This window comes from Neisseria sp. GT4A_CT1 (genome assembly GCF_000227275.1).
Taxonomy (GTDB): Bacteria; Pseudomonadota; Gammaproteobacteria; order Burkholderiales; family Neisseriaceae; genus Neisseria.
The window spans coordinates 153,623-179,967 of the sequence record NZ_JH164968.1 but is presented as its reverse complement, the minus strand read 5'-3'; the positions used below and the strand labels follow the sequence as shown (position 1 = coordinate 179,967).

Annotated in this window: 27 protein-coding genes, 1 tRNA gene and 2 pseudogenes; 12 read left to right on the top strand and 18 right to left on the bottom strand. The window is 51.5% G+C overall.

Going from position 1 to position 26,345, the window contains the following annotated elements; all coding sequences use genetic code 11:
• Positions 1-495 (top strand): annotated as a pseudogene (locus HMPREF1028_RS09605) (IS630 family transposase); the annotation flags it as partial.
• 148 nt (positions 496-643) lie between these two features.
• On the opposite strand, the gene HMPREF1028_RS09600 reads toward HMPREF1028_RS09605, so the two are convergent.
• The 3 genes from HMPREF1028_RS09600 to HMPREF1028_RS09590 form a co-directional block, all read right to left on the bottom strand.
• Positions 644-1,369, bottom strand: a complete 726-nt coding sequence (locus HMPREF1028_RS09600) for a septal ring lytic transglycosylase RlpA family protein (protein ID WP_009312590.1) — start codon at positions 1,367-1,369, stop codon at positions 644-646.
• 150 nt (positions 1,370-1,519) lie between these two features.
• Entirely contained in the window at positions 1,520-1,984 is a 465-nt protein-coding gene (gene trmL, locus HMPREF1028_RS09595; protein ID WP_003779672.1) for a tRNA (uridine(34)/cytosine(34)/5-carboxymethylaminomethyluridine(34)-2'-O)-methyltransferase TrmL, read from the bottom strand.
• 63 nt (positions 1,985-2,047) lie between these two features.
• A complete protein-coding gene (locus HMPREF1028_RS09590) occupies positions 2,048-2,800 on the bottom strand; it encodes a ComF family protein (RefSeq protein WP_094113039.1) in 753 nt (250 codons plus the stop codon).
• Here HMPREF1028_RS09590 and bioH point away from each other — a divergent pair.
• Together bioH and HMPREF1028_RS09580 are read left to right on the top strand one after the other, a co-directional pair.
• The gene (gene bioH, locus HMPREF1028_RS09585) at positions 2,799-3,545 is read left to right on the top strand and encodes a pimeloyl-ACP methyl ester esterase BioH (RefSeq protein ID WP_009312588.1); all 747 of its coding nucleotides are present in this window, start codon (positions 2,799-2,801) and stop codon (positions 3,543-3,545) included. The genes HMPREF1028_RS09590 and bioH overlap by 2 nt on opposite strands.
• A gap of 352 nt (positions 3,546-3,897) precedes the next feature.
• A complete protein-coding gene (locus tag HMPREF1028_RS09580; RefSeq protein WP_009312587.1) occupies positions 3,898-4,686 on the top strand; it encodes a biotin synthase in 789 nt (262 codons plus the stop codon).
• 400 nt (positions 4,687-5,086) lie between these two features.
• On the opposite strand, the gene HMPREF1028_RS09575 is transcribed toward HMPREF1028_RS09580, so the two are convergent.
• The 4 genes from HMPREF1028_RS09575 to HMPREF1028_RS09560 form a co-directional block, all read right to left on the bottom strand.
• The gene (locus tag HMPREF1028_RS09575; RefSeq protein ID WP_009312586.1) at positions 5,087-6,856 is read right to left on the bottom strand and encodes an acyl-CoA dehydrogenase family protein; all 1,770 of its coding nucleotides are present in this window, start codon (positions 6,854-6,856) and stop codon (positions 5,087-5,089) included.
• Between the two features lie 338 nt (positions 6,857-7,194).
• Entirely contained in the window at positions 7,195-7,617 is a 423-nt protein-coding gene (locus tag HMPREF1028_RS09570; protein WP_009312585.1) for an NTF2 fold immunity protein, read from the bottom strand.
• Between the two features lie 173 nt (positions 7,618-7,790).
• Positions 7,791-8,213, bottom strand: a complete 423-nt coding sequence (locus tag HMPREF1028_RS09565) for an NTF2 fold immunity protein (RefSeq protein WP_009312584.1) — start codon at positions 8,211-8,213, stop codon at positions 7,791-7,793.
• Positions 8,214-8,320: 107 nt separating this feature from the next.
• Positions 8,321-8,953 carry an MBL fold metallo-hydrolase gene (locus HMPREF1028_RS09560; RefSeq protein ID WP_009312583.1) on the bottom strand — a complete coding sequence of 211 codons (633 nt, stop codon included), beginning with the start codon at positions 8,951-8,953 and terminating at the stop codon, positions 8,321-8,323.
• 117 nt (positions 8,954-9,070) lie between these two features.
• On the opposite strand from HMPREF1028_RS09560, the gene HMPREF1028_RS09555 reads away from it, so the two are divergent.
• The 6 genes from HMPREF1028_RS09555 (at position 9,071) to ptsP (ending at position 15,875) form a co-directional block, all read left to right on the top strand.
• On the top strand, positions 9,071-9,889 hold the full coding sequence (locus HMPREF1028_RS09555) for a DNA ligase (RefSeq protein ID WP_009312582.1): 819 nt from the start codon (positions 9,071-9,073) through the stop codon (positions 9,887-9,889).
• 390 nt (positions 9,890-10,279) lie between these two features.
• The gene (locus tag HMPREF1028_RS09550; RefSeq protein ID WP_009312581.1) at positions 10,280-12,427 is read left to right on the top strand and encodes a tetratricopeptide repeat protein; all 2,148 of its coding nucleotides are present in this window, start codon (positions 10,280-10,282) and stop codon (positions 12,425-12,427) included.
• 212 nt (positions 12,428-12,639) lie between these two features.
• The gene (locus tag HMPREF1028_RS09545; protein ID WP_009312580.1) at positions 12,640-13,203 is read left to right on the top strand and encodes a hypoxanthine-guanine phosphoribosyltransferase; all 564 of its coding nucleotides are present in this window, start codon (positions 12,640-12,642) and stop codon (positions 13,201-13,203) included.
• A 130-nt stretch (positions 13,204-13,333) separates the two neighbouring features.
• Positions 13,334-13,771, top strand: coding sequence for a PTS sugar transporter subunit IIA (locus HMPREF1028_RS09540; protein ID WP_003755891.1), 438 nt, complete (start codon positions 13,334-13,336; stop codon positions 13,769-13,771).
• Positions 13,772-13,818: 47 nt separating this feature from the next.
• Positions 13,819-14,088, top strand: a complete 270-nt coding sequence (locus HMPREF1028_RS09535; protein ID WP_003755888.1) for an HPr family phosphocarrier protein — start codon at positions 13,819-13,821, stop codon at positions 14,086-14,088.
• Positions 14,088-15,875, top strand: coding sequence for a phosphoenolpyruvate--protein phosphotransferase (gene ptsP, locus HMPREF1028_RS09530; RefSeq protein ID WP_009312579.1), 1,788 nt, complete (start codon positions 14,088-14,090; stop codon positions 15,873-15,875). Before HMPREF1028_RS09535 ends, ptsP begins: the two co-directional genes overlap by 1 nt.
• Before the next feature lie 234 nt (positions 15,876-16,109).
• Here ptsP and HMPREF1028_RS09525 read toward each other — a convergent pair whose 3' ends face one another.
• Positions 16,110-16,520 carry a hypothetical protein gene (locus HMPREF1028_RS09525; protein ID WP_003755882.1) on the bottom strand — a complete coding sequence of 137 codons (411 nt, stop codon included), beginning with the start codon at positions 16,518-16,520 and terminating at the stop codon, positions 16,110-16,112.
• A 201-nt stretch (positions 16,521-16,721) separates the two neighbouring features.
• Between HMPREF1028_RS09525 and HMPREF1028_RS09520 the strand changes: the two genes are divergently transcribed.
• Positions 16,722-16,797, top strand: a tRNA-Lys gene (locus HMPREF1028_RS09520).
• 313 nt (positions 16,798-17,110) lie between these two features.
• Here the strand turns inward: HMPREF1028_RS09520 and HMPREF1028_RS09515 are convergent.
• The 8 genes from HMPREF1028_RS09515 to recQ all read right to left on the bottom strand — a co-directional run bounded on the left by HMPREF1028_RS09515 (position 17,111) and on the right by recQ (position 24,292).
• A complete protein-coding gene (locus HMPREF1028_RS09515; RefSeq protein ID WP_009312578.1) occupies positions 17,111-17,653 on the bottom strand; it encodes a c-type cytochrome in 543 nt (180 codons plus the stop codon).
• 411 nt (positions 17,654-18,064) lie between these two features.
• Entirely contained in the window at positions 18,065-18,235 is a 171-nt protein-coding gene (locus HMPREF1028_RS14795) for a hypothetical protein (RefSeq protein WP_003755864.1), read from the bottom strand.
• Between the two features lie 18 nt (positions 18,236-18,253).
• Positions 18,254-18,844, bottom strand: coding sequence for a sigma-70 family RNA polymerase sigma factor (locus HMPREF1028_RS09510; protein ID WP_009312577.1), 591 nt, complete (start codon positions 18,842-18,844; stop codon positions 18,254-18,256).
• A gap of 309 nt (positions 18,845-19,153) precedes the next feature.
• Positions 19,154-19,855, bottom strand: coding sequence for a putative DNA-binding domain-containing protein (locus HMPREF1028_RS09500; protein ID WP_009312576.1), 702 nt, complete (start codon positions 19,853-19,855; stop codon positions 19,154-19,156).
• Positions 19,845-20,687 carry a DUF692 family protein gene (locus HMPREF1028_RS09495; protein WP_009312575.1) on the bottom strand — a complete coding sequence of 281 codons (843 nt, stop codon included), beginning with the start codon at positions 20,685-20,687 and terminating at the stop codon, positions 19,845-19,847. Before HMPREF1028_RS09495 ends, HMPREF1028_RS09500 begins: the two co-directional genes overlap by 11 nt.
• 107 nt (positions 20,688-20,794) lie before the next feature.
• Complete coding sequence (locus HMPREF1028_RS09490) at positions 20,795-21,106, bottom strand: hypothetical protein (protein WP_003755853.1); 312 nt, start codon at positions 21,104-21,106, stop codon at positions 20,795-20,797.
• Positions 21,107-21,187: 81 nt separating this feature from the next.
• Positions 21,188-21,643, bottom strand: a complete 456-nt coding sequence (locus HMPREF1028_RS09485; protein ID WP_009312574.1) for a DoxX family protein — start codon at positions 21,641-21,643, stop codon at positions 21,188-21,190.
• Positions 21,644-21,979: 336 nt separating this feature from the next.
• The gene (gene recQ / locus HMPREF1028_RS09480; protein ID WP_036529556.1) at positions 21,980-24,292 is read right to left on the bottom strand and encodes a DNA helicase RecQ; all 2,313 of its coding nucleotides are present in this window, start codon (positions 24,290-24,292) and stop codon (positions 21,980-21,982) included.
• A 396-nt stretch (positions 24,293-24,688) separates the two neighbouring features.
• On the opposite strand from recQ, the gene HMPREF1028_RS09475 reads away from it, so the two are divergent.
• Positions 24,689-25,135, top strand: a complete 447-nt coding sequence (locus HMPREF1028_RS09475; protein ID WP_003769219.1) for a surface-adhesin E family protein — start codon at positions 24,689-24,691, stop codon at positions 25,133-25,135.
• A gap of 191 nt (positions 25,136-25,326) precedes the next feature.
• Here HMPREF1028_RS09475 and HMPREF1028_RS09470 read toward each other — a convergent pair whose 3' ends face one another.
• Positions 25,327-25,896 carry an L-threonylcarbamoyladenylate synthase gene (locus tag HMPREF1028_RS09470; protein WP_009312572.1) on the bottom strand — a complete coding sequence of 190 codons (570 nt, stop codon included), beginning with the start codon at positions 25,894-25,896 and terminating at the stop codon, positions 25,327-25,329.
• Positions 25,897-25,923: 27 nt separating this feature from the next.
• Between HMPREF1028_RS09470 and HMPREF1028_RS14790 the strand changes: the two are divergent.
• Positions 25,924-26,034: pseudogene (locus HMPREF1028_RS14790) on the top strand (IS5/IS1182 family transposase); the annotation flags it as partial.
• 22 nt (positions 26,035-26,056) lie between these two features.
• Here HMPREF1028_RS14790 and HMPREF1028_RS09465 read toward each other — a convergent pair.
• A partial coding sequence (locus HMPREF1028_RS09465; protein WP_009312571.1) for a phosphoribosylglycinamide synthetase C domain-containing protein occupies positions 26,057-26,345 on the bottom strand: 289 nt, incomplete at its 5' end.

Here is a 26,345-nt window from a genome sequence, read left to right as displayed (position 1 = left end):
CATTATTTGACACAGCTGGCCGAATTTTCCGACTACCAACGTGTTTATTTGGATGAAACAGGATTTGATCGCTACCTGTTCCGTCCCTATGCCCGCAGCCTGAAAGGGCAAATAGTGAAAGCGCAGATAAGTGGAAAAAGATACCGACGCTTATCTCTGGTGTCCGCACAAGTCGGCAACCGGCTGATTGCTCCGATGGTTTATCAAAATACGATGACCGGAGTCTTTTTTGAAGCGTGGTTTCAGCAATGCCTACTGCCCGCATTGACTCAAAAATCGGTGATTATTTTAGATAATGCACGATTTCACCGTATGGGTGTCTTACGGGAAATGGCGGAAAAATGGGGACATAAGGTATTGCCTCTTGCACCTTATTCACCTGAGCTCAACCCGATTGAGAAGGTGTGGGCGAATATTAAGCGGTATCTGCGAACCGTATTGTCTGATTACGCCCGATTTGACGATGCATTACTGTCCTATTTTGATTTTAATTGACTATACATAAGGGCGTTGGCAACGCCGTATCATTGCAATTTTAATCCACTATATAAGGGAAAGGAGGCAAGGATACGACGGCTTTATACCTAGCTTCAATACAAAACGACCTGTCTTGCAACAGGTCGTCTGAAAACACGGATGCGGCTTAGAGGGACAGCGAAGCTGCCTGAATCAGACCGCGTGCTTTGGCTTCGGCTTCGGCGGCACGCTCTTGCGAGGTGAACGGACCCATTTTGACGACGTATTCGTAGTCGCGTTTCTCCATGGAAACTCTCGGGCTCATCATGCCGGCGGAAAGGTTTCTCGCCGCCTGGTTCATATAGGCTTGCGCTTCGCGTTCGGTACCGAAGGATTTCAAATCGACGAAAATGTCTTTGCCATCATAAACTTGGGTGCTTTGACCCGGTACGATTTGTTCGACTTTGACATGTGCCGTGCCTTGGTTGATGAAACCCAATTGCTGGGCGGCGGCTTTGGACACGTCGATCACGCGGTTGCCGTGGAAAGGACCGCGGTCGTTGACGCGGACGATGACGCTTTTACCGTTTTTGGTGTTGGTCACACGGGCGTAGCTGGGAATGGGGAGGGTTTTGTGGGCGGCGGTCAGGGCGTTCATGTTGTAACGCTCGCCGCTGGAGGTTTTACGGCCGTGGAACTGGTTGCCGTACCATGAGGCGTTGCCGGTTTGGACGAAGGAGGATACTTTGGTCATCGGCGTGTAGCGTTTGCCGGCGACTTTGTAGCTGCGGTTGGCGGAGGAATGCAGCTTCTCGGCGCGGACGATGGAGTCGGCAGAGGCGGAATGAATGGAAAGGATGCTGATTGCGACGGCAGTCAGGGTGGAGAAAAGGGCGGTTTTAGATAAAGTCAAAACGTAGTCCGTTCTTGAGTTGATAACGCGGCGGGATGGCTCCCAGGCGGTTTCAGACGACGTATCGGCGGTTTGACAAAAACCAAGCTGTTGTCGGACAGTATCGTCTTGGTTTTTGTCAAACGGCTCAGGGAGACTCCCCAGCGGATGTTATACACCGCCTGCGTAACCGTTTTGCCGCCATGCTTCAAACAGAATCACGGCGACGGTGTTGGAAAGATTCATGCTCCTGCTGCCGGGCTTCATGGGCAGGCGCAGCTTTTGCCCTTGGGGCAGGGTGTCGAGGATTTCGGCGGGCAGGCCGCGTGTCTCCGGGCCGAACAAAAAGACATCGCCCTCAACAAAGGAAACTTCGTCAGGACGGGTTTTGCCTTTGGTGGTCAGCGCGAAAATGCGGCGTCCTTCCAGGGCTTTGAGACAATCTTCGAAATTCTCGTGTACCGTCAGTTTTGCAAACTCGTGATAATCCAAACCTGCGCGCTTCATTTTTGCCGAATCCAGCGGAAAACCGAGCGGCTTAACCAGATGCAAATCGGCTCCGGTGTTGGCGCACAATCGGATGATATTGCCCGTATTGGGCGGGATTTCGGGTTGGTACAAAACTATGGTAAACATATAAATCAATCACTTATAGAGGGGCATAATGCCGAAATGTTCCGCAGGTGTCAAAAACTTTAGCTATTTTTTCATTGGCGGACGCGCCAAACTCCAGCAAAAAATCTTGCCTGCGCCTGATTTTTTCAGCGTCCGCGCCAATTCGTCCAGCGTCGAGCCGGTGGTGAATACATCGTCGATTAACAAAATATTACAGTTTTTCGGGATATGACCATTGATTTCAAAAGCATTTTTTATATTGCGCACCCTGTCTGCGCTTTTCAGCGTGCTTTGCGGCTCGCGATGTCGTCTGAAAACCGTCTGCCGCGGCAGCAGCGTCCAGCCGTAATGTTCGGACAGAATATCCGCCAATTCCTCGCTTTGGTTGAAGCCGCGGTGCAGTCGCCTTTCTTTGCTCAACGGCACGGGCAGCACAAAATCGAAATGCTCCGTTTCCAGCCAGTCGGGCGCATGGCGGCGCATCAGTTCCGCCAGCGGACGGCTCATGCCGAGGTCTGCCAAATGCTTCAACGCGCGTATCATACTGCTGACGGGCGGCTCATAATACAGCGAAGCCCACATCCGCTCAAATGCCGGCGGCTTCTTCTGACAGCCGCCGCACACCGCCCCGCCCTGTATAGTGCGGAAACACAAGAGGCAACTGTTTGCCGCGTCCGTAAAAAACTCTTCCAAGTCCGCCGCGCAACCGTCGCAAAAACCGCCATACGGCCGGGTTTCGCACGCTGAAACCAAGGCGTGGCATAATACGCAACGGCTTTTGTGCCACCATCCCGTATTGCGCCACCAAGAAAACACATTCATAGAGAAAACAGCCATGCCGCACTCCGCCAAAAAAGTTTATCTGATACACGGCTGGGCAGCGAACCGCCACGTCTTCGACGACCTCATTCCGCGCCTACCCGCCGATTGGGACATCCGCGCGCTCGACCTGCCCGGACACGGCGACGCGCCCTTTGCCGAAAACTTCAACATCGCTGCGATTGCCGAAGCCTTCGCCAAAGAAATCGACACGCCCGCCCACATCCTCGGCTGGTCGCTCGGCGGCTTGGTCGCGCTCCATCTTGCCGCACGCCGTCCCGACAAAGTCCGCTCGCTCTGCCTGACCGCAAGTTTCGCCCGCCTGACCGCCGACGCGGACTACCCCGAAGGACTGTCCAATCCTGCTTTAGGCAAGATGGTCGGCGCGTTCCGGCAGGATTATGCCAAACATATCAAACAGTTTCTACAATTACAGTTGCTGCACACACCAAACGCCGCCGAAATCATCGGCAACATCCTGCCCGACCTCTCCCGCCACGGCGCACCGCCCGCCCTGCAAGCCGCGTTGGATGCCGTCAACCAAGCCGATGCCCGCCCCCTGCTTTCAAGCATCCAAGCCCCGTCGCTTTTGGTGTTCGGACAAAAAGACGCCATCACCCCGCCGCGCATGGGCGAATACCTCAACCGCCATCTGGCGGACAGCGAATTGGTATTGATGGAAAAAGCGGCACACGCCCCGTTTTTAAGCCACGCCGACGAATTTGCCGAGCGTTACCGCGGCTTTGTCGAAAAGGTCGTCTGAAAACCTTGTGCCGCTGTTGCCGTTCAGGCGTAAATCCAAAACTTAAAGAATGACGAGGCTTCAGAGTGTGAAATCCGTCGGCGGGAACGATGCCTCGTTACCGCAACGCCAGCCTTATCCCTTCCCCCGTCCGGCGGGGGAAGGTTAGGATGGGGGGCTAAGATGTACGGAATAAAATAGAGCCATCCTCTTCCGCCGGACAAAAGAAGAAGCAGATAACCGAGTGCGGCAGTTGCTGTTTTTTAACATAGTCGATTGAAATTAAAAGAAATCCATACCGCCATTCTTGTACACCCTAAATGGCGGTACGCAAACCCACCCTTCAAAAAAGAAGAAAAAGGTCGTCTGAAACATGAACCCCCAAGACAAACGCTGGCAAATCCACCGCCATCTCGCCCAAGACACCGACGAGCGGCTGCAAATCGTCCGCAACGCGCCCAAACGCGTCCTGCTGGTCGGTGCGGACGCGGACATCAGCCGCAGCCTGCTTGCCGCGCGCTATCCGAATGCGGTATTCGAAGAATACGACCCGCGCGCCGACTTCCTCCAAACCGCCGCAGCCGCGCGTAAAAGCGGTTTTTGGCAAAAGCTCACCGGCAAAACCGTCCCGCAACACTGCCAAGCCCTGACCGCCCCGCTGCCCGAAGCCTGTGCCGATATGTTGTGGGCGAACCTCAGCCTGCCCCGCGCGGACGAAATCCTGCCCGTCCTGAAAAATTGGGCAAACGCCTTGAAAACAGACGGTTTATTATTCTTCACCCATTTTGGCCGCGACAGCCTGACCGAGCTGACAGGTCGTCTGAAAAGCGCGGGGATAGCGTGTGAAACGCCAACCCTCATCGATATGCACGACCTCGGCGACATACTTGCCGACAACGGTTTCTACGACCCCGTTACCGATACCGCCAAGCTCGAATTGAGCTACCGCAAGGCGGCGACGTTCTGGCAGGACATGGAAACCCTGGGCTTGTGGCACGTCTTGAAATTCAGCGACGCCCAAGCGGCTGAAGCGTTTGTGGATAAGATTTTCGAAACCGAAGGCGGTCTGACCGTCACGCTCGAAACCGTGTACGGCCATGCCGTGAAGAAACTGACGCTGCCCGAGGGGGAAAACGTGGTGCGGTTTTATCCGAAAGGCTGAACGGTTTGGCGGAATAAATATAGTGGAGTAAATTTAAATCAGGACAAGGCGACGAAGCCGCAGACAGTACAGATAGTACGGAACCGATTCACTTGGTGTTTCAGCACCTTAGAGAATCGTTCTCTTTGAGCTAAGGCGAGGCAACGCCGTACTGGTTTAAAGTTAATCCACTATAAAAGATCGTCTGAAAACGTCTGACGAATGGCGTTAAAACGTTTTCAGACGACCTTTTTACGTGGCGGCAATCCTGTTTCCTTTCCATTTCCGTCCAATGCCCGATCGGACAGATGGCTCAATTCGACTCAGGCGTTCTGCTTCAATCCACGCTAACGCTGACAAAAGAAGGTCGTCTGAAACCCAAAATCCGATTTCAGACGACCTCTTTTCAAACCCGTATCTGTCAATAAAGCTCTAACGGCACGTCCAGCAATGCCTGCACGTTTTCAATCTGCGCGGCGCAGGCGTAAACCTGCGGCAGGACGTGGGCGCAATAGACGCGGGCGTTGTGTTGCTGCGCGGCGTAGAAACTGCTGCCGAAGCTGTCGGCGTCTTCCGTTCGGGCGGCTTCGGCGGCAAGGTAGGCGCGGGCGAGTCCGATGGCGCCGAGCGTCAGTCCCATTTGTTGCAGGTAGGCGTTGGACGCGGCGGCGGCGAGGGCGGGACGGTCAGCGTATCCGACCATGCGGGTGATGCTTTGTTCCGCCGTTTCAATGGCTTGCGCCAGTTGCTGCGCGGCGGCGGGTTCGGCGGCGGCGAGTTTGTCCGCCAGCTCTTTGCCTTCGGCGAGCAGCTTCAAAGGCAGCGCACCGTTTTTGCCGGTGGTTTTGCGCCCTGCCAAATCGGCGGCCTGTATGCCGTTGGTGCCTTCATAAATCGGCGTAATCCGCACGTCGCGCAGGTATTGCGCCACGCCGCTTTCTTCGACATAACCCGCGCCGCCGTAAATCTGGACGGCGAGGTTGGTCAGGACGACGCCGTTATCGGTCGGCCAGGCTTTGACGATGGGAATCAGGAAATCCAGTTCGCGCTCGGCTTCTTTGCGCAATACGTTGTCGGGGCAGGCGGCGGCAAAATCGGTCAGGGCGGCGGCGCGCAGATAGAGGGCGCGTTGGGCAGCGAGCGTTGCCTTTTGTATCAACAACATACGGTGCACGTCGGGATGGCGGATAATCGCTACGTCGTCTGAACCGTCCGCCTCGTCGCGTCCCTGTACGCGTTCTTTGGCATAGGCGAGCGCGTTTTGGTAGGCGCGTTCGGCGACGGCGTGGCCTTCGATGCCGACGTTCAGCCGCGCGGTCTTCATCATGGTAAACATATACGCCAAACCCTTGCCCGCCCTGCCGACCAGATAGCCTTCGGCGTTGTCGAACTCCATCGTACAGGTCGGGCTGGCGTGTATGCCGAGCTTGTGTTCGATACCGATGGCGCGCACGCCGTTGCGTACGCCCAAGCTGCCGTCCGCGTTCACCAAATATTTCGGCACGATAAACATCGACACGCCCTGCACACCCGGCGCGGCATCGGGCAGGCGCGCCAGCACCAGATGGACGATGTTTTCCGTCATTTCCTGATCGCCCCAAGTGATGAAGATTTTCTGACCGCTGAGAGCATACGCACCGTTTTCTTTCGGCACGGCGCGGGTGGCGATGTGGTTCAAATCCGAACCCGCCTGCGGCTCGCTCAAATTCATCGTTCCCGCCCATTCGCCGCTGCACATTTTCGGCAGGTAGGTCTGTTTCTGCTCCTCGCTGCCGTGTTTGAACAGCGCGTCCACCGCACCCAGCGTCAGCATCGGCATCAATGACAGGGCGAGGTTGGCGGCGCACCACATCTCTTCACACGCCGCCGACACGACCGCCGGCAGCCCCTGCCCGCCAAACTCCGCCGGCGCGCGCAAACCCGTCCAGCCCGCTTCGCAGAAATCACGGTAGGCACGCGCCAAATCCGGATGGGTGGTGATCAGGTCGTCTGAAAAACCCGCGCCGTGCAGGTCACCGGTGCGGTTGGTGTCCGCCCATTGTTCCGAGGCAAACCGCGCCGCTTCGTCTAGCACCGCATCCACCGTTTCCGCATCCAAACCTTCCGCATGGGGCAGTTGCAGGATTTCGTCCAACCTGCCGTGCACGCGGATGCCGAAACGCAATTCGTTTACAGGGGCCGTGTAGCTCATGGAATCTCTCCGAAGTGAATGATTTGAAATGGATTTGGGATAAATTGGTATAGTTATACTAATCCTAAACCACAGGTTTGCAAAGCGCAGGTTTTCAGACGACCTCAGGCAAAATTCAAACCTATCCTTTTATTTTTAAACAAATTATTTTAAATCAGGCAGCATGGGCGGAGCGCAGCAGGTTTGAGCGCGGTCAAAGTCGTCAAAGGTCGTCTGAAAAAGATTTTGGACTTTTCAGACGACCTTTTTAAGAAAACAAATTTTCCGGGAATCAGCCCTTCAACCAACTTTATCAAGGTATTGATTCTTAAGCCAACCGATGACAAATTATCGTTTCTTCAAAACAATTGGCGGGACTTCTTCCATTTATCGTAATACATAAAACCCATCTGATCGATTTTCCATTCCCCGCCTTCCAAAACCAGCGTATAGGTTTTCTTTTCCTCTCCATCTTCCAACACATCTATTTCGTATTTTTTATCGCTGATTTTCCGTTCGGCTGTAATGGTTTGGTTATATTCTGGAGGCATTCGAAAAGTTAACGCTTCCAGTCGAGACTGTTTCAATGACAGCGCCCTTTTTGATAAAAATTTATGTTGTATGCTTTTAATTCCCTCTGAAAGCTTAACTTTATTTTCTTCTGAATAGAACTCTCCAAAATTATCCTTATCCATATAATTTTGAAGAATTTCTCCCCAATACAGTTCAAAATTTTTCATTAGCTGAATGAACTCAGCTAATGTTTCATGCGCGGTTTTCATATGACGAATTTCCTTTGAAGTGTATTCCATTACATTTTACTCATTCCCTATAAAAAGATTTTGGACTTTTCAGACGACCTTTTTAAGAAAACAAATTTTCTGAGAATCAGCCCTTCAACCAACTTTATCAAGGTATTGATTCTTAAGCCAACCGATGACAAATTATCGTTTCTTCAAAACAATTGGCGGGACTTCTTCCATTTATCGTAATACATAAAACCCATTTGATCGATTTTCCATTCCCCGCCTTCCAAAACCAGCGTATAGGTTTTCTTTTCCCCTCTTTCACTCAACACATCTATTTCATATTTTTTATCACTGATTTTCCTTTCGGCTGTAATGGTTTGGTTATATTCCGGTGGCATTCCAAAATCAGGGGCTTCTTGTCTAGCTTGCTTTAAAGATAAAGCTTTTTTAGATAAAAATTGTTGGTGTATTTTTTTGATTTCATCAGATCTTTTTTTGCTGTTTTCATCTTCATCAATTTCAAAAAAAGTACCTTCATCCAAACTTTTTTGAGTAAGCCCTCCCCAATACAATTCATAATCTTTCATTTTTTGAATGAACTCAGCTAATGTTTCATGCGCGGTTTTCATATTACGAATTTCCTTTGAAGTGTATTCCATTGCATTTTACTCATTTTCTATAAAAAGGTCGTCTGAAACGCTTATCCGTGTTTCAGACGACCTTTCGCTTTCAGGATTTAAAAAAACGGATTGTGCCGTTTTTCATGCCCGATGTCGGTCATTCTGCCGTGTCCGGCGATGACGCGGGTGTCTTCGGGCAGGACGAACAGTTTGGTGCGGATATTATGGATGAGGTCGGCGTGGTTGCCGCGCGGGAAGTCGGTTCTGCCTATGGTTTCGTAAAACAATACGTCGCCCGCGATGAGCAGCCCCGCTTCGGCGCAGTAGAAAACGACGTGGCCGGGCGTGTGGCCGGGGATGTGCAGGACTTGGAAGGCGTGGCTGCCGACCTTGAGCGTTTCGCCTTCGGTCAGCCAGCGGGTCGGCTCGAACGCGGGGGAAACGGGAAAGCCGTATTGGGCGGTCGTTTCGGGCAGGGCTTGCAGCAGGAAATTGTCGTCTGCATGAGGGCCGATGACGGGGACGGGGCGGTGTTCCCGCAATTCCACCACGCCGCCGGCATGGTCGAGGTGTCCGTGGGTCAGCCAAATGGCGGTCAGGGTGAGATTTTTCGCGTCCAGCTCTTGCAGCAGGTAGGGAACGTCGCCGCCGACATCGGTCAGGACGGCTTCGCGGGTTTCGTCATCCCACAAGAGGGTACAGTTTTGGCGGAAAGGGGTAACGGCAATGATTTCGGCTTGAAGTGCCATGAGGCGGAATTCCTTGGGTAGTGGTTGGACGGGGCGGATATTTTCAGACGACCTTCGGTCTGTTTATGCGGTATCATTATTATATTTGAAATAATCACTCACATTACTGGAACGTTTATGAGAACTTCAATGCAGGGCATGATACCGATTTTTGCCGCTTTTTTCATCCAAACGGCGCTCGGCGCGGATTTGATGCTGGCGCAGGAATACAAAGACCAAGACATTACAGGCTGGGCGATGAGCGAAAAGCTCGACGGCGTGCGCGCGTATTGGGACGGGCGGCAACTGGTCAGCAGGCAGGGCTACGCGTTTACCCCGCCCAAAGGTTTTACCGCGCAGTTCCCGCCCTATCCGCTTGACGGCGAGCTGTATAGCGGACGCGGACAGTTTGAACAGATTTCCGCCGCCGTGCGCTCGTCTTCCGGCGATTGGCGCGGCATCCGCCTGCACGTTTTTGACGTCCCCAAAGCGCAGGGTAACCTCTACCAACGCCTCGCAGTCGCGACGCAATGGCTGAAAACGCATCCGAACGCTCCGATTACCATCATCCCGCAAACCAAAGTCCGCGACCGGCAGCACGCGATGGACTTTTTAAAACAAATCGAAGCGCAAGGCGGCGAAGGCGTGATGCTGCGCCAACCCGAATCGCGTTACAGCGGCGGCAGAAGCAGCCAATTATTGAAGCTGAAAAGCCAATACGACGACGAATGCACGGTAACGCGGCATTATGAAGGCAAAGGGCGCAACGCCGGACGGCTGGGCGCGGTCGGCTGCAAAAACCAACACGGCGAATTCCGCATCGGCAGCGGCTTCAAAGACAAAGACCGCGACAACCCGCCCAAAATCGGTGCGGTCATCACATACCGCTACCGCGGCTTCACACAAAAGGGCACGCCGAAATTTGCGACGTTTGTGCGGGTCAGGACGGACAGGTAAGAGCCGATGGTCGAAAGGTCGTCTGAAAACCGGATTTTTGGGTTTTCAGACGACCTTTTCACAAGTTTGAGGGATACTGAAACGGTTTTCTGCTTTGGGGGCAGGAAGAGGGAACTTTGGTATATCGCGGATAATTTAACCTTTGATACAGCAGCTTATTTAGCCTCGTCATTCCCTTTAGCCCCGTCATTCCCGCGCAGGCGGGAATCCAGTCCTATCCGTACGGAAACTTATCGGGCAAAAAGGTTTCCTCAATTCCGCATCCTGGATTCCCGCCTGCGCGGGAATGACGGCAGCGGTAAACAACGTATCGGAGTAAGTTAATTGATTATTATCATGTACAATTTCCGCCTGATTGATTTTTAATGGATTGGTTTGATAGAGGGATAAATGATGGATGTTAATGATTTGATTAGTGCAGCAGTCCAATTATTTAATGAGAAAAAATACGCTGAAGCGATTGAAATACTTCATCAGGCTTGGGACGGGATTACGGATAAAAATACTCAAATTCCAGAGCAAATTAAGATTCAAAATCGGCTTGGCGGTTGTTATTTGGAACAAGCCATAAATGCCAAAGATACGGATAAAGCAGACGGACTATTCGAACAGGCCGTTTGGCATTTTCAGGAATTATTGCAGCTTACCAAACAGCTGGAAGATGAACAGAACAAGATTGAGGAGCAAATTATTGCCCAATTTCGGCTTAGCTTTTGTTATTTGAAACATGCCCAAAAAACCAAAGATACGGACAAAGCAGACAAACTATTCGGACATGCCGTTGAATATTCTAGGAAACGGTTGGAGCTTACCAAACAGCTAAAAGATGGACAGGACAAGATTCATAAGCAAATTGTTGCCCAATTTCGGCTTGGCAGCTGTTATTTCGAACAGGCCAAAAAAACTAAAGATACGAATAAAGCAGACAAACGGTTCGGGCAGGCTGTTGAAGATTTTAAGAAGGAATTGGAGCTTACCGAACAGCTGGAAGATAAACAAGCCAAGATTCAGTATCAAATCCTTGCACAATATGAGCTTGGCACTTGTTATTTAGAACAGGCTCAAAAAACCAAAGATACGGATAAAGCAAATAAACTGTTTGAAAAAGCTGTTGAACACCTTCGAGAATTGTTAAAACTTACCAAGCAACTGACGGATAAACAAGATCGTATTCAACAACAAATCTATGCCCAATCTGGGCTTGGAGGTTGTTATATTGAACAGATTAAGAGAAGTAAAAGCACATCCGAAGCGGAAATATTTGTTAAACAGGCTAGCGAAAATTTTTTAGCCGCCTACGAACAATTACCACAATTAAGTGATGAAAAAGAAAAAAAGGTATGGGAAAAAATAATCCGTCTAGGTTTAAGGGAGATTGATTACCTCAATGAAGACTGGAATTCCTATTTCGAAAAGAAAAAACAAGAAATACAGGAATCGCTTTTCAAAGAGGAAACTTCACAATCGCAAGACGCCGTTGCAACCGTATTGGCGGTTCTCCATATTACGCCGATAGAGTTGGGCTTTACCCCGATGGCGCATTACACTTCGCCCCATGTATGTCATATATTATTCGGCATCGGCGGCAACGAAACCGCCAGTCCGATGCGGCTCGGCAGTTCTACTTATATGAACGACCCATCCGAAGGCAAGGCATTGTTGGACTTGCTGAACCAGCAGGATTTGGAGTTGGAAAACAAAGCGGATGGCGCGTCCCACAATGCCTTTTTTACCTGTTTCTCCAGCCGCGTCAACGATTTGAACCAGTTTCGCCTGTATGGGAAAGAAGACGGCGTGGAGGCTTCGGGCTGCTGCCTGGTGTTCAATAAAAACGGGGATTGGCTGAGGGAAGCGGATGTTTCTGTCCCATTTCGCAGTCTATCCGAAATGTCTGGGCAGAATTCAGACGACCTGCCAAAAGTTAATGAATATGAAAAACTGCCACTTTATCAAGTCGCTTATGTCGCTTACAAAGATGAATATATTGCGGAAAAGAAATGCGGGATATGGCTTTCTGCACCCAATAAGGCTTTCAACCTTCATCAAAATTTAGCACAAGAAAAGTTGGGCTCATCCATTCGATTTATATTAGATGCAAATATCAGTCGATTCGGTATCCGCCTGAAACCCGTCGGCAATGAAGACTGGCATCAGTTTCGCTTGGGAAAATTAAAAGAAGCACTGGAAGAGCTTATCAGGTTTTTCAATACATCCACCGTCAGCGACGACGATAAAGAAGCCTTGGAATACATCCGCTATCTGTTTAAAGACTTTGCTTTCCGCGACGAAGAAGAGTTCCGCCTGTTGGTCATCAAACCAATCGATTCGGAAGAAATCGAACATTGTGAGACGACCCAATCCGTCTATATCCCTTATGCCGATATACGGAATCTGGCGGACGAGGTGATTTTGGGTACGAATTACGAAAAAACCGGCAATCAACGCAAGGCGGAGGTGTTCCGCTATCAAATGAAGCAAAAATGCCCCGACGTCAAAGTCTCCCGCTCGACGCTGCCGATTAATCCGCCGAATAAGTAGGTTGGTTTGCGCGGCAATGCCGAGCCAGCCGTAGACAAAAACCCGCCATCTCAAAAGCCGTCGGATTCGAGAATCCGACCTACTGCTACTGCAACTGATAGCTAGGCCGGTGTATTGAAAGCGATGGCAAAACCCGCTTCTCTGTTTTCAGACGACCTCAGCCCGATTTGGGTTTATAATTTCCTTTTTGCCAACTGATTTCCCCGTTTACCATGATCGATTTAGAAACCAAACGCCTTGAAACCCAAGCTATGCTTGATAATGCCGAGCTTTTGTTCGACCAAGACCAATGCCGTGCCGCGCTGCAAAAAGTGGCGGACGAGATTACGCGCGACTTGGGGGACAAATATCCGCTCCTGCTGCCTGTGATGGGCGGGGCGGTGGTGTTTACGGGGCAGTTGCTGCCGCTGTTGCGCTTTCCGTTGGACTTTGATTATGTTCATGTTTCCCGTTACGGCGACAAGCTGGCGGGCGGCGCGTTCAACTGGAAACGGATGCCCGACCCGGAGCAGATTCGGGGCCGTCATGTGGTTGTGTTGGACGATATTTTGGACGAGGGGCACACGATGTCGGCGATTCAGTCCAAGCTCTTGGAAATGGAGGCGGCAAGCTGCCGTGCGGCTGTGTTTGCCAACAAGTTGATCGACAAGGAAAAACCAACCAAGGCGGATTATGTCGGGCTGGATGTTCCCAACCGCTACGTCTTCGGCTACGGTATGGATGCGGCGGGCTGCTGGCGCAATTTGGGCGAGATTTACGCGCTTAACCAAGGCTGAGACAAGATTAAAAAAGGTCGTCTGAAAACCTTTTCAGACGACCTTTGTGCCACCATATCGCGCTATGTGGCGGGTGAACGGACGATACTTTCGCCCACACCGGCCGAATAAAATCATCAGGGAACACATCATGATCAACCTTTTAATCATTACCCACGAGGCAGTAGGCGAAGCCTACCGCAGCCTGACCCATCATTTCTTTCCGACGGGCATGCCGGAAAACATCCGCATCCTCGGCGTAGAGCCTGACGAAGACCAAAATGACATCATCAACAACGCCATCGCCGCGCTGCAAGAGTTTCCTGAAAACCACGGCGTATTGATTATGACCGACATCTTCGGCGCGACGCCGTGCAATGCCGCCCGCAGGCTGGTTCGCGCGGGCAAATCCGCCATCCTGACCGGACTGAACGCGCCGATGATGATTAAAGCGACCCAATACTCGCCCATGGCGGAAGACCTAGCCGCCTTTACTGAAACGGTCAGGGAAGCCGCCGTCAAAGGCATTTTCGCCATCACCGCCGAACCGGAAGATTTGGTGTGCAAACAGCACGCCGAAGCCGTCTAAGCCTACCGACACGTTTTCAGACGACCCCGCACACCCGAAAGCCGAACATGCAAAAACAACAAATCGAAATCATCAACAAACTCGGACTCCACGCCCGCGCTTCCAGCAAATTCACCCAAACCGCGTCTCAGTTTCAAAGCGAAGTCTGGGTAACGAAAAACGGAAGCCGCGTCAACGGCAAAAGCATCATGGGCTTAATGATGCTCGCCGCCGCCAAAGGCACAATCATCGAGCTGGAAACCGACGGCTTGGACGAAGTCGCCGCTATGAAGGCATTGACCGACTTAATCAACGACTACTTCGGCGAGGGCGAATAATGAGTATCGTGCTGCACGGTGTCGCCGCGGGCAAAGGCATCGCCATCGGACAAGCCCACCTGATTACGCGCGGAACGGCGGAAGTGCCGCAATACGACGTTTCAGACGACCTCATCGACGCCGAAGCCGCCCGTTTCGATGCCGCCATCAAAGCCACGCGCAAAGAGTTGGAACAACTGCGCAGCGCGATTCCCGAAAATGCGCCGACCGAATTGGGCGCGTTTATTTCGCTGCACCTCATGCTGCTGACCGACGTAACCCTCTCGCGCGAACCCGTCGATATTTTAAAAGAACAAAAAATCAACGCCGAATGGGCGTTGAAACAACAAAGCGACAAGCTCGCCGCCCAGTTCGACAGCATCGAAGACGACTACCTGCGCGAACGCAAACAAGACATGCTGCAAGTCGTCCGCCGCATCCACAACAACCTCGTCGGACAAAGCAACGACTTAAACCTCAACGAAGGCTTGTTTGAAGACACCATCCTGATTGCCCACGACCTCTCACCCGCCGACACCGTCCTCTTTAAAGAGCAGCGCATCACCGCCTTCGTTACCGATGTCGGCGGCCCGACCAGCCACACCGCCATCCTAGGCCGCAGCCTTGACATCCCTTCCGTCATCGGGCTGCACAACGCCCGCAGGCTCATTACCGAAAACGAAACCGTCATCGTTGACGGCATCAACGGCGTCCTCATCATCGATCCGGACGAAGTCGTCCTCAACGAATACCGCCGCCTCGCCCGCGAATACCGCCTCCACAAGCGCGAACTCAACAAGCTCAAAAAAACTGCCGCCACCACCGCCGACGGCATCAACATCGAGCTGCTCGCCAACATCGAATCTGCCGAAGACATCAAAGCCCTGCACAACTTCGGCGCAGACGGCGTCGGACTCTTCCGCAGCGAATTCCTCTATCTCAACCGCGACACCATGCCGACCGAAGACGAGCAGTACGAAGTGTACAGCGCGATTGTGAAAAAAATGAAAGGCAAAAGCATCACCATCCGCACCGTCGATTTGGGCGTGGACAAAAATCCCCGCTGGTTCGGTCAAAATTCCACCCCCAACGGCAGCCTCAACCCCGCGCTCGGACTCACCGGCATCCGCCTGTGCCTCGCCGAACCGGTCATGTTCCGCACCCAAATGCGCGCCATCCTCCGCGCCGCCGTCCACGGCCCCGTGCGCATGATGTGGCCGATGATTACCTCCCTATCCGAAGTGCGCCAATGCCTGATCCACCTCGACACCGCCCAACGCCAGCTTACCGAACGCGGCGAAACCTTCGGCACCGTCAGCGTCGGCTGCATGATTGAAATCCCGTCCGCCGCCATGACCGTCGGCAGCATCCTGAAACTGACCGACTTCATCTCCATCGGCACCAACGACCTGATCCAATACATCTTGTCGGTTGACCGCGGCGACGACAGCGTCAGCCACCTCTACCAGCCAGGCCACCCCGCCGTGTTGAAAACCATCCAGCACATCATCCGCACCGCCAACCGCATGGAAAAAAGCGTCTCCATATGCGGCGAAATGGCAGGCGACACCACCTACACGCGGATGCTGCTGGGCATGGGGCTGCGCCGATTCTCCATGAACCCCAACAACCTGCTCCCCGTCAAAAACATCATCCTGCACAGCAACACCGCCCTGCTCGAAACCGAAACCGCCAAAATCCTCCGCAGCGAAGACTCGGAAAAAACCGAAAAGCTGCTGAAATTGCTCAACAGCGCGGAACACGAAGAAGAGCGGCAGGAAGAAGACAGCCCGATAGCGCAGGCGTAAACAAGGTTTCTATAGTGGATTAACTTTAAATCAGGACAAGGCGACGAAGCCGCAGACAGTACAGATAGTACGGAACCGATTCACTTGGTGCTTCAGCACCTTAGAGAATCGTTCTCTTTGAGCTAAGGCGAGGCAACGCCGTACTGGTTTAAAGTTAATCCACTATATAAACCAAAAGGTCGTCTGAAAACCGACTTCGGTTTACAGACGACCTTTTTATGTCAACACGACAAATTATTTAGCAGCGTCTTTCATTTTGTCCGCAGCTTCTTGAGTCGCATCAGCAGCTTTGTTCAAAGAATCTTTGGCTGCATCGGTAGCCGCTTCTTTGGCTTTACCGGCCGCTTCTTTAGTTTCGGTAACGGCTTTATCTGCCGCTTCTTTTACATCGGTAGCTGCTTTGTCGGCAGCTTCTTTAGTTTCAGTCATGGCTTTATCGGCAGTTTCTTTTGCATCAGCCGCAGCGTCTTTGACTTTATCTTTCGCTTCTTGAGCGGCAGAGGCAGCAGAATCAGCGGCAGAAGCTGCGGTATTTTTAACATCGGACGCAACGGCTTGTGCCGCTTCCTTAGTTTCTTGCTTGGTCTCTTGGGAACAAGCCGCCAAAGCAGCCGCCATCATTGCGGCAATCAGTAATTTTTTCATGTCCTATCCTTCTTGAATTTTTGGTTAAGATTTTGGTTAAAATGCTGTTTTATATAAACAGCCCGAAAAATTGTAACACATATCATGTTAATAATCTCTTCTATATGACGATAAACAGTGCTTTAAGTTCTATTTTGTTCCGAAAAAATACAGAAAAACATTGACACTGCTCATCTGTTTCTATAAAATTCACAGCTTATCGGGTCGTTAGCTCAGTCGGTAGAGCAGCGGACTTTTAATCCGTTGGTCGAGCGTTCGAATCGCTCACGACCCACCAAATTTAAAAAGCTGAGTTGAAAAACTCAGCTTTTTTATTGCCTTTCTGCCTTAGTTCTAACATTCAGACCGCACCATCGTTAATCAAAGATCAGGTCGTCTGTAAACAGGATGATGTTTCAGACAAGCTTCCCTCAACTTCCTGTGTAGTGGTTCAAGTAAGCTTGAATCAAGACAAGGCGAAGCAACACCGCATTGATTTCAGCTTAATCTTATACCGTTTCCCATCAAAGCAAATCCGAACCGTCTCGACGCTTGGCTGTTTTCCCATAAAAAACGCACCTTATTGCAAGGTGCGTTTTGATTTGTACAGCTTAGAATTTGGCGCCGGATTGGTTTGCCATATAGTCAACCGCCGCTTTGACTTCGTCATCGCTCAGGCTGGTGTTGCCGCCTTTTGCCGGCATGGTGTTGAAGCCTTCGAGTGCATGTTTATGCAGGGTTTCTTTGCCTTGTTTGATGCGCGGAGCCCAATCATCATTTTTACCGACGACCGGAGCGCCCGGGATGGTACCGCCGTGGCACATTTTACAGTTGGCTTCGAAAACGGCTTTGCCGTCCACTTTGGCGGACGAGGCATCTTTTTTCTCGTCGGCAGGCGCAGCTTCTGTTTTTTCTGCCGGTTTGGTTTCAGAGGCAGGAGCTTCTTTTACTTCTGATGCGGCTTTGGCGGCAGTATCTTCTACTTTGCTCGCCGCTGCTTGAGCGGAAGATGCAGCAGCATCGGTAGCAGAAGCCGCAGCGTCTTTAACCTCGGAAGCTACGGCAGAAGCCGCCTCCTTAGTTTCCTGTTTGGCTTCTTGGGAACAAGCCGACAAAGCGGCCATCATCATCGCAGCAATTAGTAATTTGTTCATGTTCTATCCTTCTTAAATTTTTTAGTTAAGGTACTGTTTTATAAAACAGCTGGAAAAATTCTAACACACATCATTTTCATGTTCCCGCCGATGTAGTGGGTTGTAGTAACAAATATTGGCATAAGTCATGTTTTGTTCTGAAAAAAGGCAGAAAATGTTGACACCCACGCAATCATTCCTATATAGCCTCCGGCTTATTGGACGGTTTGAACCTTGTTTGCCATGCCTTTAAATCCGCCCAAATCCTGCCCAATTTCAAAATCCCGGCTTAAAAAGCCGGCTTTTTTATGGGCGCGCCATTTCATCCCAACTCATGCTCAAATCAATCCCTATTTTCTTTTTTCATCAAAAAAGGTCGTCTGAAACCCTACATCAGGTTTCAGACGACCTTCTTAACCTTATCCGCCAGCCTCAAAACATCTTTTTCATGGCTTTATGAATAAGGTCGAGTTGTTTTTTATATTCTCGGCAATGGGGGCATATCAGCAGGTGGCTGCCCAGAAAAACGCGTTCGGGAACGGTCAGGCGGGTTTCGTCCTGTTTTTTGGAGAGCAGGTAGGCGGTTTTGCGGCATTTGTTCATCGTGTTTTCCTAACGGGTTTAACCGGCATGTCCTGCATTGCCGAACCATTTGATTTGCAGGCATTGGCGCAGGGTTTCGCGGGCGCGGTGCATGATGGTGTGGTAGTTGGACATACTGATGCCGCATTGCTCGCGGATTTCGTCGGATGAGAAGCCGAGGATTTCCTTCATGGTAAACACGCGGGCGGTGTTTTCGGGCATTTGGTAGAGGCAGGTTTGCAGGATTTCACGAAACTCTTTGTTGTCCAACGTTTTTTCGGGCGAGGACCAAGTTTGCGGATGGCCGTCCGCCGTCCAATGCCCGTCTGATGCAAACCGTTCTTCAAAGGCTTCGTCCAACATTTCTTCCGTAGGCGTGGCGAATATTTCGCGCTGCCGTCCGATTTGGCGCAGGCAGTCGGTGATTTTGTTTTTCAGAATGGCAAACAACCAGCTGCCCACTTGTGCATCTCCTTTGAAACCTTCGGCAGCGCGGTAGGCGGAAAGCATGGTTTCCTGCACAAGGTCTTCCGCCAAATCGGGGCGGTCGGGCAACTGGATACGGGCGAAACGCAGGAGCAGCTTGCGGGATTCGGCAAGCTCGGTGTCAGTCAATTCGGGTAGGGACATAATGTATCAGCATTGAATGAATTATGGCTGTGAACTTCTAATTTTACGCTGATACTGAGCATTCGTGTCATCAAATACATAAATGATTGACGTAGCTTTTTTGTTTCTCAGTAACCGGTTACGCGTTTTCAGACGACCTGCCAAGCCTTTTAGCGGGTCTTTACCCCCAATATAAAAAAGGTCGTCTGAAAACAGTAAAGGCCGCCGATATTTCGATTTCTTCCCCATCTTTACCTTTTCTTTCGGAAAGAGGGGGCTGCGATAGTGCCTTTATAGAAATTTCCTGCTCACTACGTCAATTCGACCATTTCAGACGACCTCGGCTGATGCAACAACCAAAATACCTTGTTCCAGCCAATCCGTCCATTTTTGCCTTAATGCGTCCTGCCAGCCGCTTTCAGACGACATGAACTCTGCCAGCATGGCTTGCAGTCCGTTCAGGGAGGCGGGCGTGTCTGCCAGCGTTTCCAGCAATAATGCGTCGAAATCGTCGAGGGTTTGGTACATCACGTCGTCTTCGCTGTTGCGCCACACCAAAACAGCGGTTTCCACCGCCTGCAATTCGTCGGTAACGTCGTAGTGGTAGCAGCGCACGAAGGCAGCGGGAGAAAGGGTGTACGCCAAATCGTCTGAATCGGCGGGCGAGGCTTGGCTGTTGGTTTGGACGACTTCGGCGAGCAGTTGGGTGTGTTCGAAGTCCATCAGTGCCAAGAGGTCGTCTGAAAGTGGCAGGCTTTGGCAGTATTGGAGGAATTCGCCGGCGATTTCTTGGAAATAGGGGGTTTGGGCGCGCGCGTCTCGGATGAAGTCTTCTTTCAGACGACCCCATTCTCCGCTGTCGAGATATTGCGGCGTTTCGGTATAACAGCGGTCGATGAAGCTGTGGATATTGTTGCGTATCAGGCGGATATAGACGTTCAAGCGGTCTTGCGGCAGTCCGTCGGCGGCTTCGCCTTCGCGTATGGCTTGGGCAAAGCGTTGTTGATATTGGGCGGAGGTTTCAGGCTGCACGGCGGTATTCCTTTCCGGCGCGCGTTTGATATTCGGCGATTTTGGCGACTTCGGCTTCGAGTTCGGCAAAAGGCGGGAAATTGAAATCGCGTTCCAAAAGGGTGGGCGGGATGGTCGGCAGCTTGGTATAGGCGAGTTCGAGCAAGTCCCAAACGGTCGGTAAAACCGCCGCGCCGTGAGTATCAATCAATAATTCTGGCGTTTCGACATCGTGTCCGGCGATGTGGATGTAACACACGCGCTCTGCGTCGACGTTTTCTAAAAAGGCCTCTGGCGACAACAGTCCGTGATTGACTGCGTTGACATAGATATTGTTCACATCGAGATGAATGCCGCAGTCGGCTTCGCGTGCAACGGCGTTGAGGAACTCGACTTCGTTCATTTCGGCAAGCGGGGAATGCAGGTAGTAGGAGGTGTTTTCTACGGCGATGCGGCAGCCCAATCGGTCTTGCACTTCGCGGATACGCCGCGCGGTATGCCGCACCATTTCTTCAGTGAAGGGCAGCGGCAACAGGTCGTAGAGATGGCCGCCGTCGTGGCAGTAGCTCAAATGGTCGGAGAAAAACGTGCAATCGTAACGGCGCATCATTTCTTTGATGCCGTCTATCAAGGCGGTATCCAGCGGGGCTTGTCCGCCCAGCGACATGGATAATCCGTGCAACGCCAACGGCAGCCGTTCCGCCACGCGGTCAAACTGTTTGCGCGCCCTGCCGCCCATTTTCAGCCAGTTTTCGGGTGCGGCTTCGATAAAGCGTATCGGACTGTCGTCTGAAAGCGAGAGGAAGTCTTCCGCCAAGTCGCGGCGGTAGCCTAAGCCTGCGTGTTGAATCATGATGTTGCTCCGTTTTGGATGGTATTCCGACAGTTTTGGTGCGAAATTGCTGTCAAAATCAGATAAAAAGCCGCATTTATCAATAAAATGCGGCTTTTTGTTCTAAATTATTTAGAACCGCATTTACCTTCGCCGCATTTGCCTTCAACTGCTTTAGCTTTGGCTTTTGCTGCTTTGGCGTTTTTAGCGGGGGCTTTTTTCACGGTTGAACCGCATTTACCCTCGCCACATTTGCCTTCGCCTGCTTTAGGAGCAGCGGCACCGCATGAACCTTCAGCAGCTTTAGCCGCACCGCAAGAGCCTTGGGCAGATTTTTGAACGCCTGCTTTGCTGCTTACCGGTTTATCAGCGGCAACAACGCCGGCAGCCAAAGACAAAGACAAAGCACCTGCAAGGGCAGCGGCTACATTTTTTTTCATATTGATTTCCTTTTTAAAGTATCAAGTTAAACAGATTAAGAATTTGAGTTGGCGCGTTTAAAGTCCGCTCCCCGACCTTTTTCATTGATTTCCGACGCGGCATTTCGGGCAAAACCGTTTTTTCAACAGCGCATCCAGCGATAAACAGCCCGCGCCTTGCAGCAGAATTGGGATTAAAACCACGATATAAATCAAAGCCATTTTATAGCCGTTGTCGCAGACATTATAACCCGCACCCGCATGGACTGCCGCCCACGCCACCGCCGTTACAATGATCAATCCTAAGGCGGACAGGCGGGTCGCCAATCCTAAAAGCAGCAAAACCGGAAAAACCAGCTCTGCCCACATCGCCAAGTTCCAATTCATGCTGTCGGGCAGCAGATAAAACGGAAAGGGGAATTGGTCGTTGATTTCGGCAAACCAGTTTTCGCCGCTCCATTTCTGCATGCCCGATTCCCAAAATTCGTAAGCGGCAAACAGGCGCAAAGCCAATAAACCTAAAGCCGATTGCCACGTGGCTGTGATATTCGTTTTCATGATAACCGTTTCATAAAATCATTTCATGCCCGATTAGACGCGGCAGTCTGAAAATGCTTACAAGCGAATTGAAAAAATTTTGTTTGTTATTGTTTTATAACGATATTAATATATAGTGGATTAAATTTAAATCAGGACAAGGCGACGAAGCCGCAGACAGTACAGATAGTACGGAACCGATTCACTTGGTGCTTCAGCACCTTAGAGAATCGTTCTCTTTGAGCTAAGGCGAGACAACGCCGTACTGATTTAAAGTTAATCCACTATATTTAGAAGGTCGTCTGAAAACCTTTATACAGGGTTTTCAGACGACCTTTTTCTGTGTCTTTTTAACGGTCAATCCGCCGTGCAGATTTCTACGATTTCTTCGCCGTATTGCTCCAACCATTCCCCGCTCACGCCGTCTATTTTAGAAAGCGCCGTCAAAGTTTGCGGCCGGGCTTTGGCGATGGCGCGTAAAGTCTGTTTTTTAGCGACGGCGTGCATCTCTCCGCCTTCATATCGGGCGGTATCGAGACACCATTGGAACAGGTGGCGGGCGAGCTGGCGTTCTGCCTGTTTCGGCTCGGAAAGCCCGTCTGCGTAGGGGCGGCAGATGTCGAGTATTACCTGCCCGTATTGGGCAATTCTTTCGCTGCCTATGCCGTAGATACCGAGCAAGTCGGCTTCTTCGGCGGGCGTGAAGACGACAAGGTCGGTCAGGCTGATGTTGGAAAGGACTTTGCCCAAGGCGCATTGTTTGGCGGCTGCCTGCTCGGCACGCCAAGTTTCAAGCTTTTGCTGTAATTGCTGTTCGCGCTCGGTTTGGGGGGTGAATAGGGGTTCTTCGTTGCCCGTTTGTCCGCTTTGGTTTTCGGCTGCGTTCCCGCAGACATTGAGGATGTCGATGCCGAATTTGTTGATTTTCGCCTCACCCAAACCGTAGATTTGGTGCAAATCTTCAAGTGTTTGTGGCATTTTTTCGACGATGTCGCGCAGGGTTTTGTCGCCGCAGACGACGTAAGCAGGGACTTCTTCGGCATGGGCGCGCTGCTGCCGCCAATGCCGCAATGCCTGCCATAGGCGTTCTTCGCGTTCGGTACGCAGCCAGTTGTCTTTGGGCTTTTGAGTGGCGGCTTTTTCGCGGCGCAATGGACGCAACATGACTTCGGTTTCGCCTTTAAGGACTTTTTTTGCGGCTTCAGTCAGTTGCAATGCCTGATATTGGGCGACGTTGACGGTGAGGTAGCCGAGGCTGATGCATTGGCGGATGACGCTGCGCCATTCTTTGTCGGTTTGCCCGCTGCCGATGCCGAAGGTGGAGAGTTTGTCGTGGCCGTTGCGCCGTATCCAGTCGTCGCTTTTACCGCGCAGCAGGTTGATGATATAGCCGGCAGCAAAGCGTTGTCCGGCGCGATATACGCAACTGAGGAGCTTTTGTACGAGGACGGTGCCGTCGAAGCGTACGGGCGGATGCAGGCAGTTGTCGCAATGGCCGCAAGGGGCGGATTCTTCGCCGAAATGTTTGAGCAGGAGGACGCGGCGGCAGGCGGCGGTTTCGCAGACGGAAAGCATGGCATCGAGCTTCTGCATTTCGATTTGTTTCTGCACTTCGTCGCTGTTGCCTTCGGCGATGCGCTCGCGCAGCAATACCCAGTCGTTCAGACCGTAACACAGCCAACTCACGGCAGGCAGCCCGTCCCGCCCGGCGCGGCCGGATTCTTGGTAGAAATGTTCGACGCTTTGGGGCATATCGAGATGGGCGACGAAGCGCACGTCCGGTTTGTCTATACCCATACCGAAGGCAACGGTGGCGACGACGATAATGTTGTCTTCTCGGGTAAAACGGCGTTGGTTTGCTTCGCGCACTTCCATGCTCAAGCCGGCATGGTAGGGAATCGCGTCCAATCCGTTTTCGCAGAGGAATTGGGCGATGTCTTCGACTTTTTTGCGGCTGAGGCAATAGACGATGCCGCTTTGCCCTTCCATTTCTTTGCGGATGAAGTCGAGAAGCTGCTTTTTGCCGTTGTTTTTTTCGATAACCTGATAATAGATATTCGGGCGGTCAAAGCTGGAGATGAATTCGGGCGCGTCTTCGAGATGGAGGAAATGTTTGATGTCGGCGCGGGTCGCCGCATCGGCAGTCGCGGTCAGGGCAATGCGCGGCACTTGCGGATAGCGTTCGGCAAGCAGCCCTAATTGCTGGTATTCGGGGCGGAAATCGTGCCCCCATTGGCTGACGCAATGCGCTTCGTCTATGGCGAAAAGGCTGATGGTTTGCTGATCGAGAAAACGCAGGAAACGGTCGGTAACGAGCCGCTCCGGTGCGACGTAGAGCAGTTTCAGACGACCTTGGGCAAGTTTGTCCACCACTTCGCGGGCTTCTTCCACCGTTGTACTGCTGTTGACCGCTGCTGCTTCTATGCCTGCGGCGTGCAGGCTCGCCACTTGGTCGTTCATCAGGGCAATCAGCGGCGAAACGACGATGGCAACGCCTTCACGCATCAGCGCGGGAATTTGGTAACACAACGACTTGCCCCCGCCCGTCGGCATCAATACCATCAGACTTCCGCCGCCTGCCAATGTATTGACGACAGCCTCCTGCTTGCCGCGAAATTCGGGATAGCCGAATACTTCGTGCAAAATCTGTTGGGCGAAAGGCTGGGGCATGATAGTTCCGTAGGGAGGGAAAAGCGTTATTTTAGCGGTTTTAGACACTGCCTGCATGAGGGATATTTGAGTTATCCACATGAGGTCGTCTGAAAACGGATTATGCTTGGTTGGGTATCGTGGGGTAATTTGTGATTGAGACAAGATGGCGGAACCGCCGACAATACAGATAGTAGGCAACCGGCTCACTCTTTGCTTTGGAAACGGAAAACCGTTCTCTTTAAGCTCAGACGAGGCGGCGGCATATTGGTGTGAAGTCAATCGGCTAGAAAACCTGTTTTCAGACGACCTTTTCATTTTTTGGCGGTTTTAAGACTTTGCAAAGCCGATTTACTGCCCCGCCGTCTTCGCGCATAATACGGCAGTCTAATAATTTATCCTAAGCACCCGAAACTTATGAACATCAAACACTTTTCCCTTATTTCGACTTTATCGGCAGCCCTGCTCCTGAGCGCCTGTCAAACGACTACGACCACAAGCGGCGGCGTCAGCGGCAACTGGGACAACATCGGCACGATTTCCGACGGCAATATCAAAGTGGCGATTGATAAAAACAGCATCAAGAAAAACGGTACTTTGGTCACTTTCCGCGATAGAAAAACCGTCTCGAAGATGAAAGAAGAACGCTTCGTCAACACGCCTGCCTACAAAACCGCCATCGGCGACTGGGAAATCCATTGCACCAACAAAACCTACCGCCTGACTGCTTTGCAGCTTCTTGACGAACACGGCAAAGAAATTTCTAAACACAACTATACCGCGACAAATATCCGCCCGATGAGCGTGATGAACGGCACGATTACCGAAAAACAATTCGAAGCCGTATGCGGCAGCAAGCTCTAATACTCAACTTATCTACATACTTATCCACAAGATAGTCAAATCAAAAGGTCGTCTGAAAACCATGAATATGGGGATTCAGACGACCTTTTTGGTTTTTTTGGGAAAGTTATATTCAGGATTATCCACATTTTCTCAAATGAGCGGTTTATCGGTTCAAAGCATAATTCCTAATCATCCCATCCATTCAATTTCTAACGCAAACGAACGCCCGTTTCTCCATCAATAATCTGACTCGGCGACCTTTGTTTGCCGATTAAACCGCCGACTACCCATACATCCCTTCCAAACTGCCTTCTCACTTCCCGCTCCGTCCTACACGCGCGTTTGCCTGCGCGGTTGCACGAAGTTGAGACCAAAGGCGTTTTCAAAGCCTGACACAAGCGGCGCGCACCTGCATGGGCAGGAACCCTGACCGCCAGTTTGCTGCGTCCTTTTCCGCGCAATGCAGGTAAAACGTCAGCAGCCGCAGGAAGCAGAAAGGTTTTGGGCGCAGGCCATTCGTTTCTGAGCATGGTTTGAATGTTTTCAGACGACCTTTTAAGTAGGGGCTGTAATTGCTCCAATTCGTTGCCAATGACAATCATACCTTTATGTTGCGGTCTTTTTTTCAGATGAATCAGTCGGTTAAGCGCTTTAGGCAAGGTCGGGATACAGCCTATGCCGTAGCAGGATTCGGTAGGATAGGCGACCAAGCCGCCTTTTTTAAGATGGGATTGCAGCTTGCGAAGCGTCGAAGCTGAAAAGATTCTGGGGAATAGCATGATAGGGAAGGTCGTCTGAAACACAATTATAGTGGATTAAATTTAAATCAGGACAAGGCGACGAAGCCGCAGACAGTACAGATAGTACGGCAAGGCGAGGCAACGCCGTACTGGTTTAAAGTTAATCCACTATACGTTTTCAGACGACCTGTTTCTTTGATTAACGGTTGATGGCTTTGTCGGCAATGTCTTTACGGTATTGCATGCCGTCGAAGCTGATTTTTTCCAATGCGCTATACGCCTTGGCTTTGGCTTGAGCCACATCGTCGCCCAATCCTACGACACACAATACGCGGCCGCCGTTGGTCAATACGTCGCCTTTCTCGTTTGCCGTTGTGCCTGCATGGAAAACTTTGCCGATTTGATTGGCAGCATCCAGACCGGAAATAACATCGCCTTTTTTAGGCGTTTCGGGGTAATTTTGCGCCGCCAGCACTACGCCTACGGCA

Excerpts from the sequence above, each read along its gene's own strand:
- trmL (WP_003779672.1), bottom strand. The coding sequence starts at position 1,984 with ATGTTTACCATAGTTTTGTACCAACCCGAAATCCCGCCCAATACGGGC.
- bioH (WP_009312588.1), top strand. The coding sequence starts at position 2,799 with ATGCCGCACTCCGCCAAAAAAGTTTATCTGATACACGGCTGGGCAGCG.
- HMPREF1028_RS09590 (WP_094113039.1), bottom strand. The coding sequence starts at position 2,800 with ATGGCTGTTTTCTCTATGAATGTGTTTTCTTGGTGGCGCAATACGGGA.
- HMPREF1028_RS09580 (WP_009312587.1), top strand. The coding sequence starts at position 3,898 with ATGAACCCCCAAGACAAACGCTGGCAAATCCACCGCCATCTCGCCCAA.
- HMPREF1028_RS09575 (WP_009312586.1), bottom strand. The coding sequence starts at position 6,856 with ATGAGCTACACGGCCCCTGTAAACGAATTGCGTTTCGGCATCCGCGTG.
- HMPREF1028_RS09570 (WP_009312585.1), bottom strand. The coding sequence starts at position 7,617 with ATGAAAACCGCGCATGAAACATTAGCTGAGTTCATTCAGCTAATGAAA.
- HMPREF1028_RS09565 (WP_009312584.1), bottom strand. The coding sequence starts at position 8,213 with ATGAAAACCGCGCATGAAACATTAGCTGAGTTCATTCAAAAAATGAAA.
- HMPREF1028_RS09560 (WP_009312583.1), bottom strand. The coding sequence starts at position 8,953 with ATGGCACTTCAAGCCGAAATCATTGCCGTTACCCCTTTCCGCCAAAAC.
- HMPREF1028_RS09555 (WP_009312582.1), top strand. The coding sequence starts at position 9,071 with ATGAGAACTTCAATGCAGGGCATGATACCGATTTTTGCCGCTTTTTTC.
- HMPREF1028_RS09550 (WP_009312581.1), top strand. The coding sequence starts at position 10,280 with ATGATGGATGTTAATGATTTGATTAGTGCAGCAGTCCAATTATTTAAT.
- HMPREF1028_RS09545 (WP_009312580.1), top strand. The coding sequence starts at position 12,640 with ATGATCGATTTAGAAACCAAACGCCTTGAAACCCAAGCTATGCTTGAT.
- HMPREF1028_RS09540 (WP_003755891.1), top strand. The coding sequence starts at position 13,334 with ATGATCAACCTTTTAATCATTACCCACGAGGCAGTAGGCGAAGCCTAC.
- HMPREF1028_RS09535 (WP_003755888.1), top strand. The coding sequence starts at position 13,819 with ATGCAAAAACAACAAATCGAAATCATCAACAAACTCGGACTCCACGCC.
- ptsP (WP_009312579.1), top strand. The coding sequence starts at position 14,088 with ATGAGTATCGTGCTGCACGGTGTCGCCGCGGGCAAAGGCATCGCCATC.
- HMPREF1028_RS09525 (WP_003755882.1), bottom strand. The coding sequence starts at position 16,520 with ATGAAAAAATTACTGATTGCCGCAATGATGGCGGCTGCTTTGGCGGCT.
- HMPREF1028_RS09515 (WP_009312578.1), bottom strand. The coding sequence starts at position 17,653 with ATGAACAAATTACTAATTGCTGCGATGATGATGGCCGCTTTGTCGGCT.
- HMPREF1028_RS14795 (WP_003755864.1), bottom strand. The coding sequence starts at position 18,235 with ATGAACAAATGCCGCAAAACCGCCTACCTGCTCTCCAAAAAACAGGAC.
- HMPREF1028_RS09510 (WP_009312577.1), bottom strand. The coding sequence starts at position 18,844 with ATGTCCCTACCCGAATTGACTGACACCGAGCTTGCCGAATCCCGCAAG.
- HMPREF1028_RS09495 (WP_009312575.1), bottom strand. The coding sequence starts at position 20,687 with ATGATTCAACACGCAGGCTTAGGCTACCGCCGCGACTTGGCGGAAGAC.
- HMPREF1028_RS09490 (WP_003755853.1), bottom strand. The coding sequence starts at position 21,106 with ATGAAAAAAAATGTAGCCGCTGCCCTTGCAGGTGCTTTGTCTTTGTCT.
- HMPREF1028_RS09485 (WP_009312574.1), bottom strand. The coding sequence starts at position 21,643 with ATGAAAACGAATATCACAGCCACGTGGCAATCGGCTTTAGGTTTATTG.
- recQ (WP_036529556.1), bottom strand. The coding sequence starts at position 24,292 with ATGCCCCAGCCTTTCGCCCAACAGATTTTGCACGAAGTATTCGGCTAT.
- HMPREF1028_RS09475 (WP_003769219.1), top strand. The coding sequence starts at position 24,689 with ATGAACATCAAACACTTTTCCCTTATTTCGACTTTATCGGCAGCCCTG.
- HMPREF1028_RS09470 (WP_009312572.1), bottom strand. The coding sequence starts at position 25,896 with ATGCTATTCCCCAGAATCTTTTCAGCTTCGACGCTTCGCAAGCTGCAA.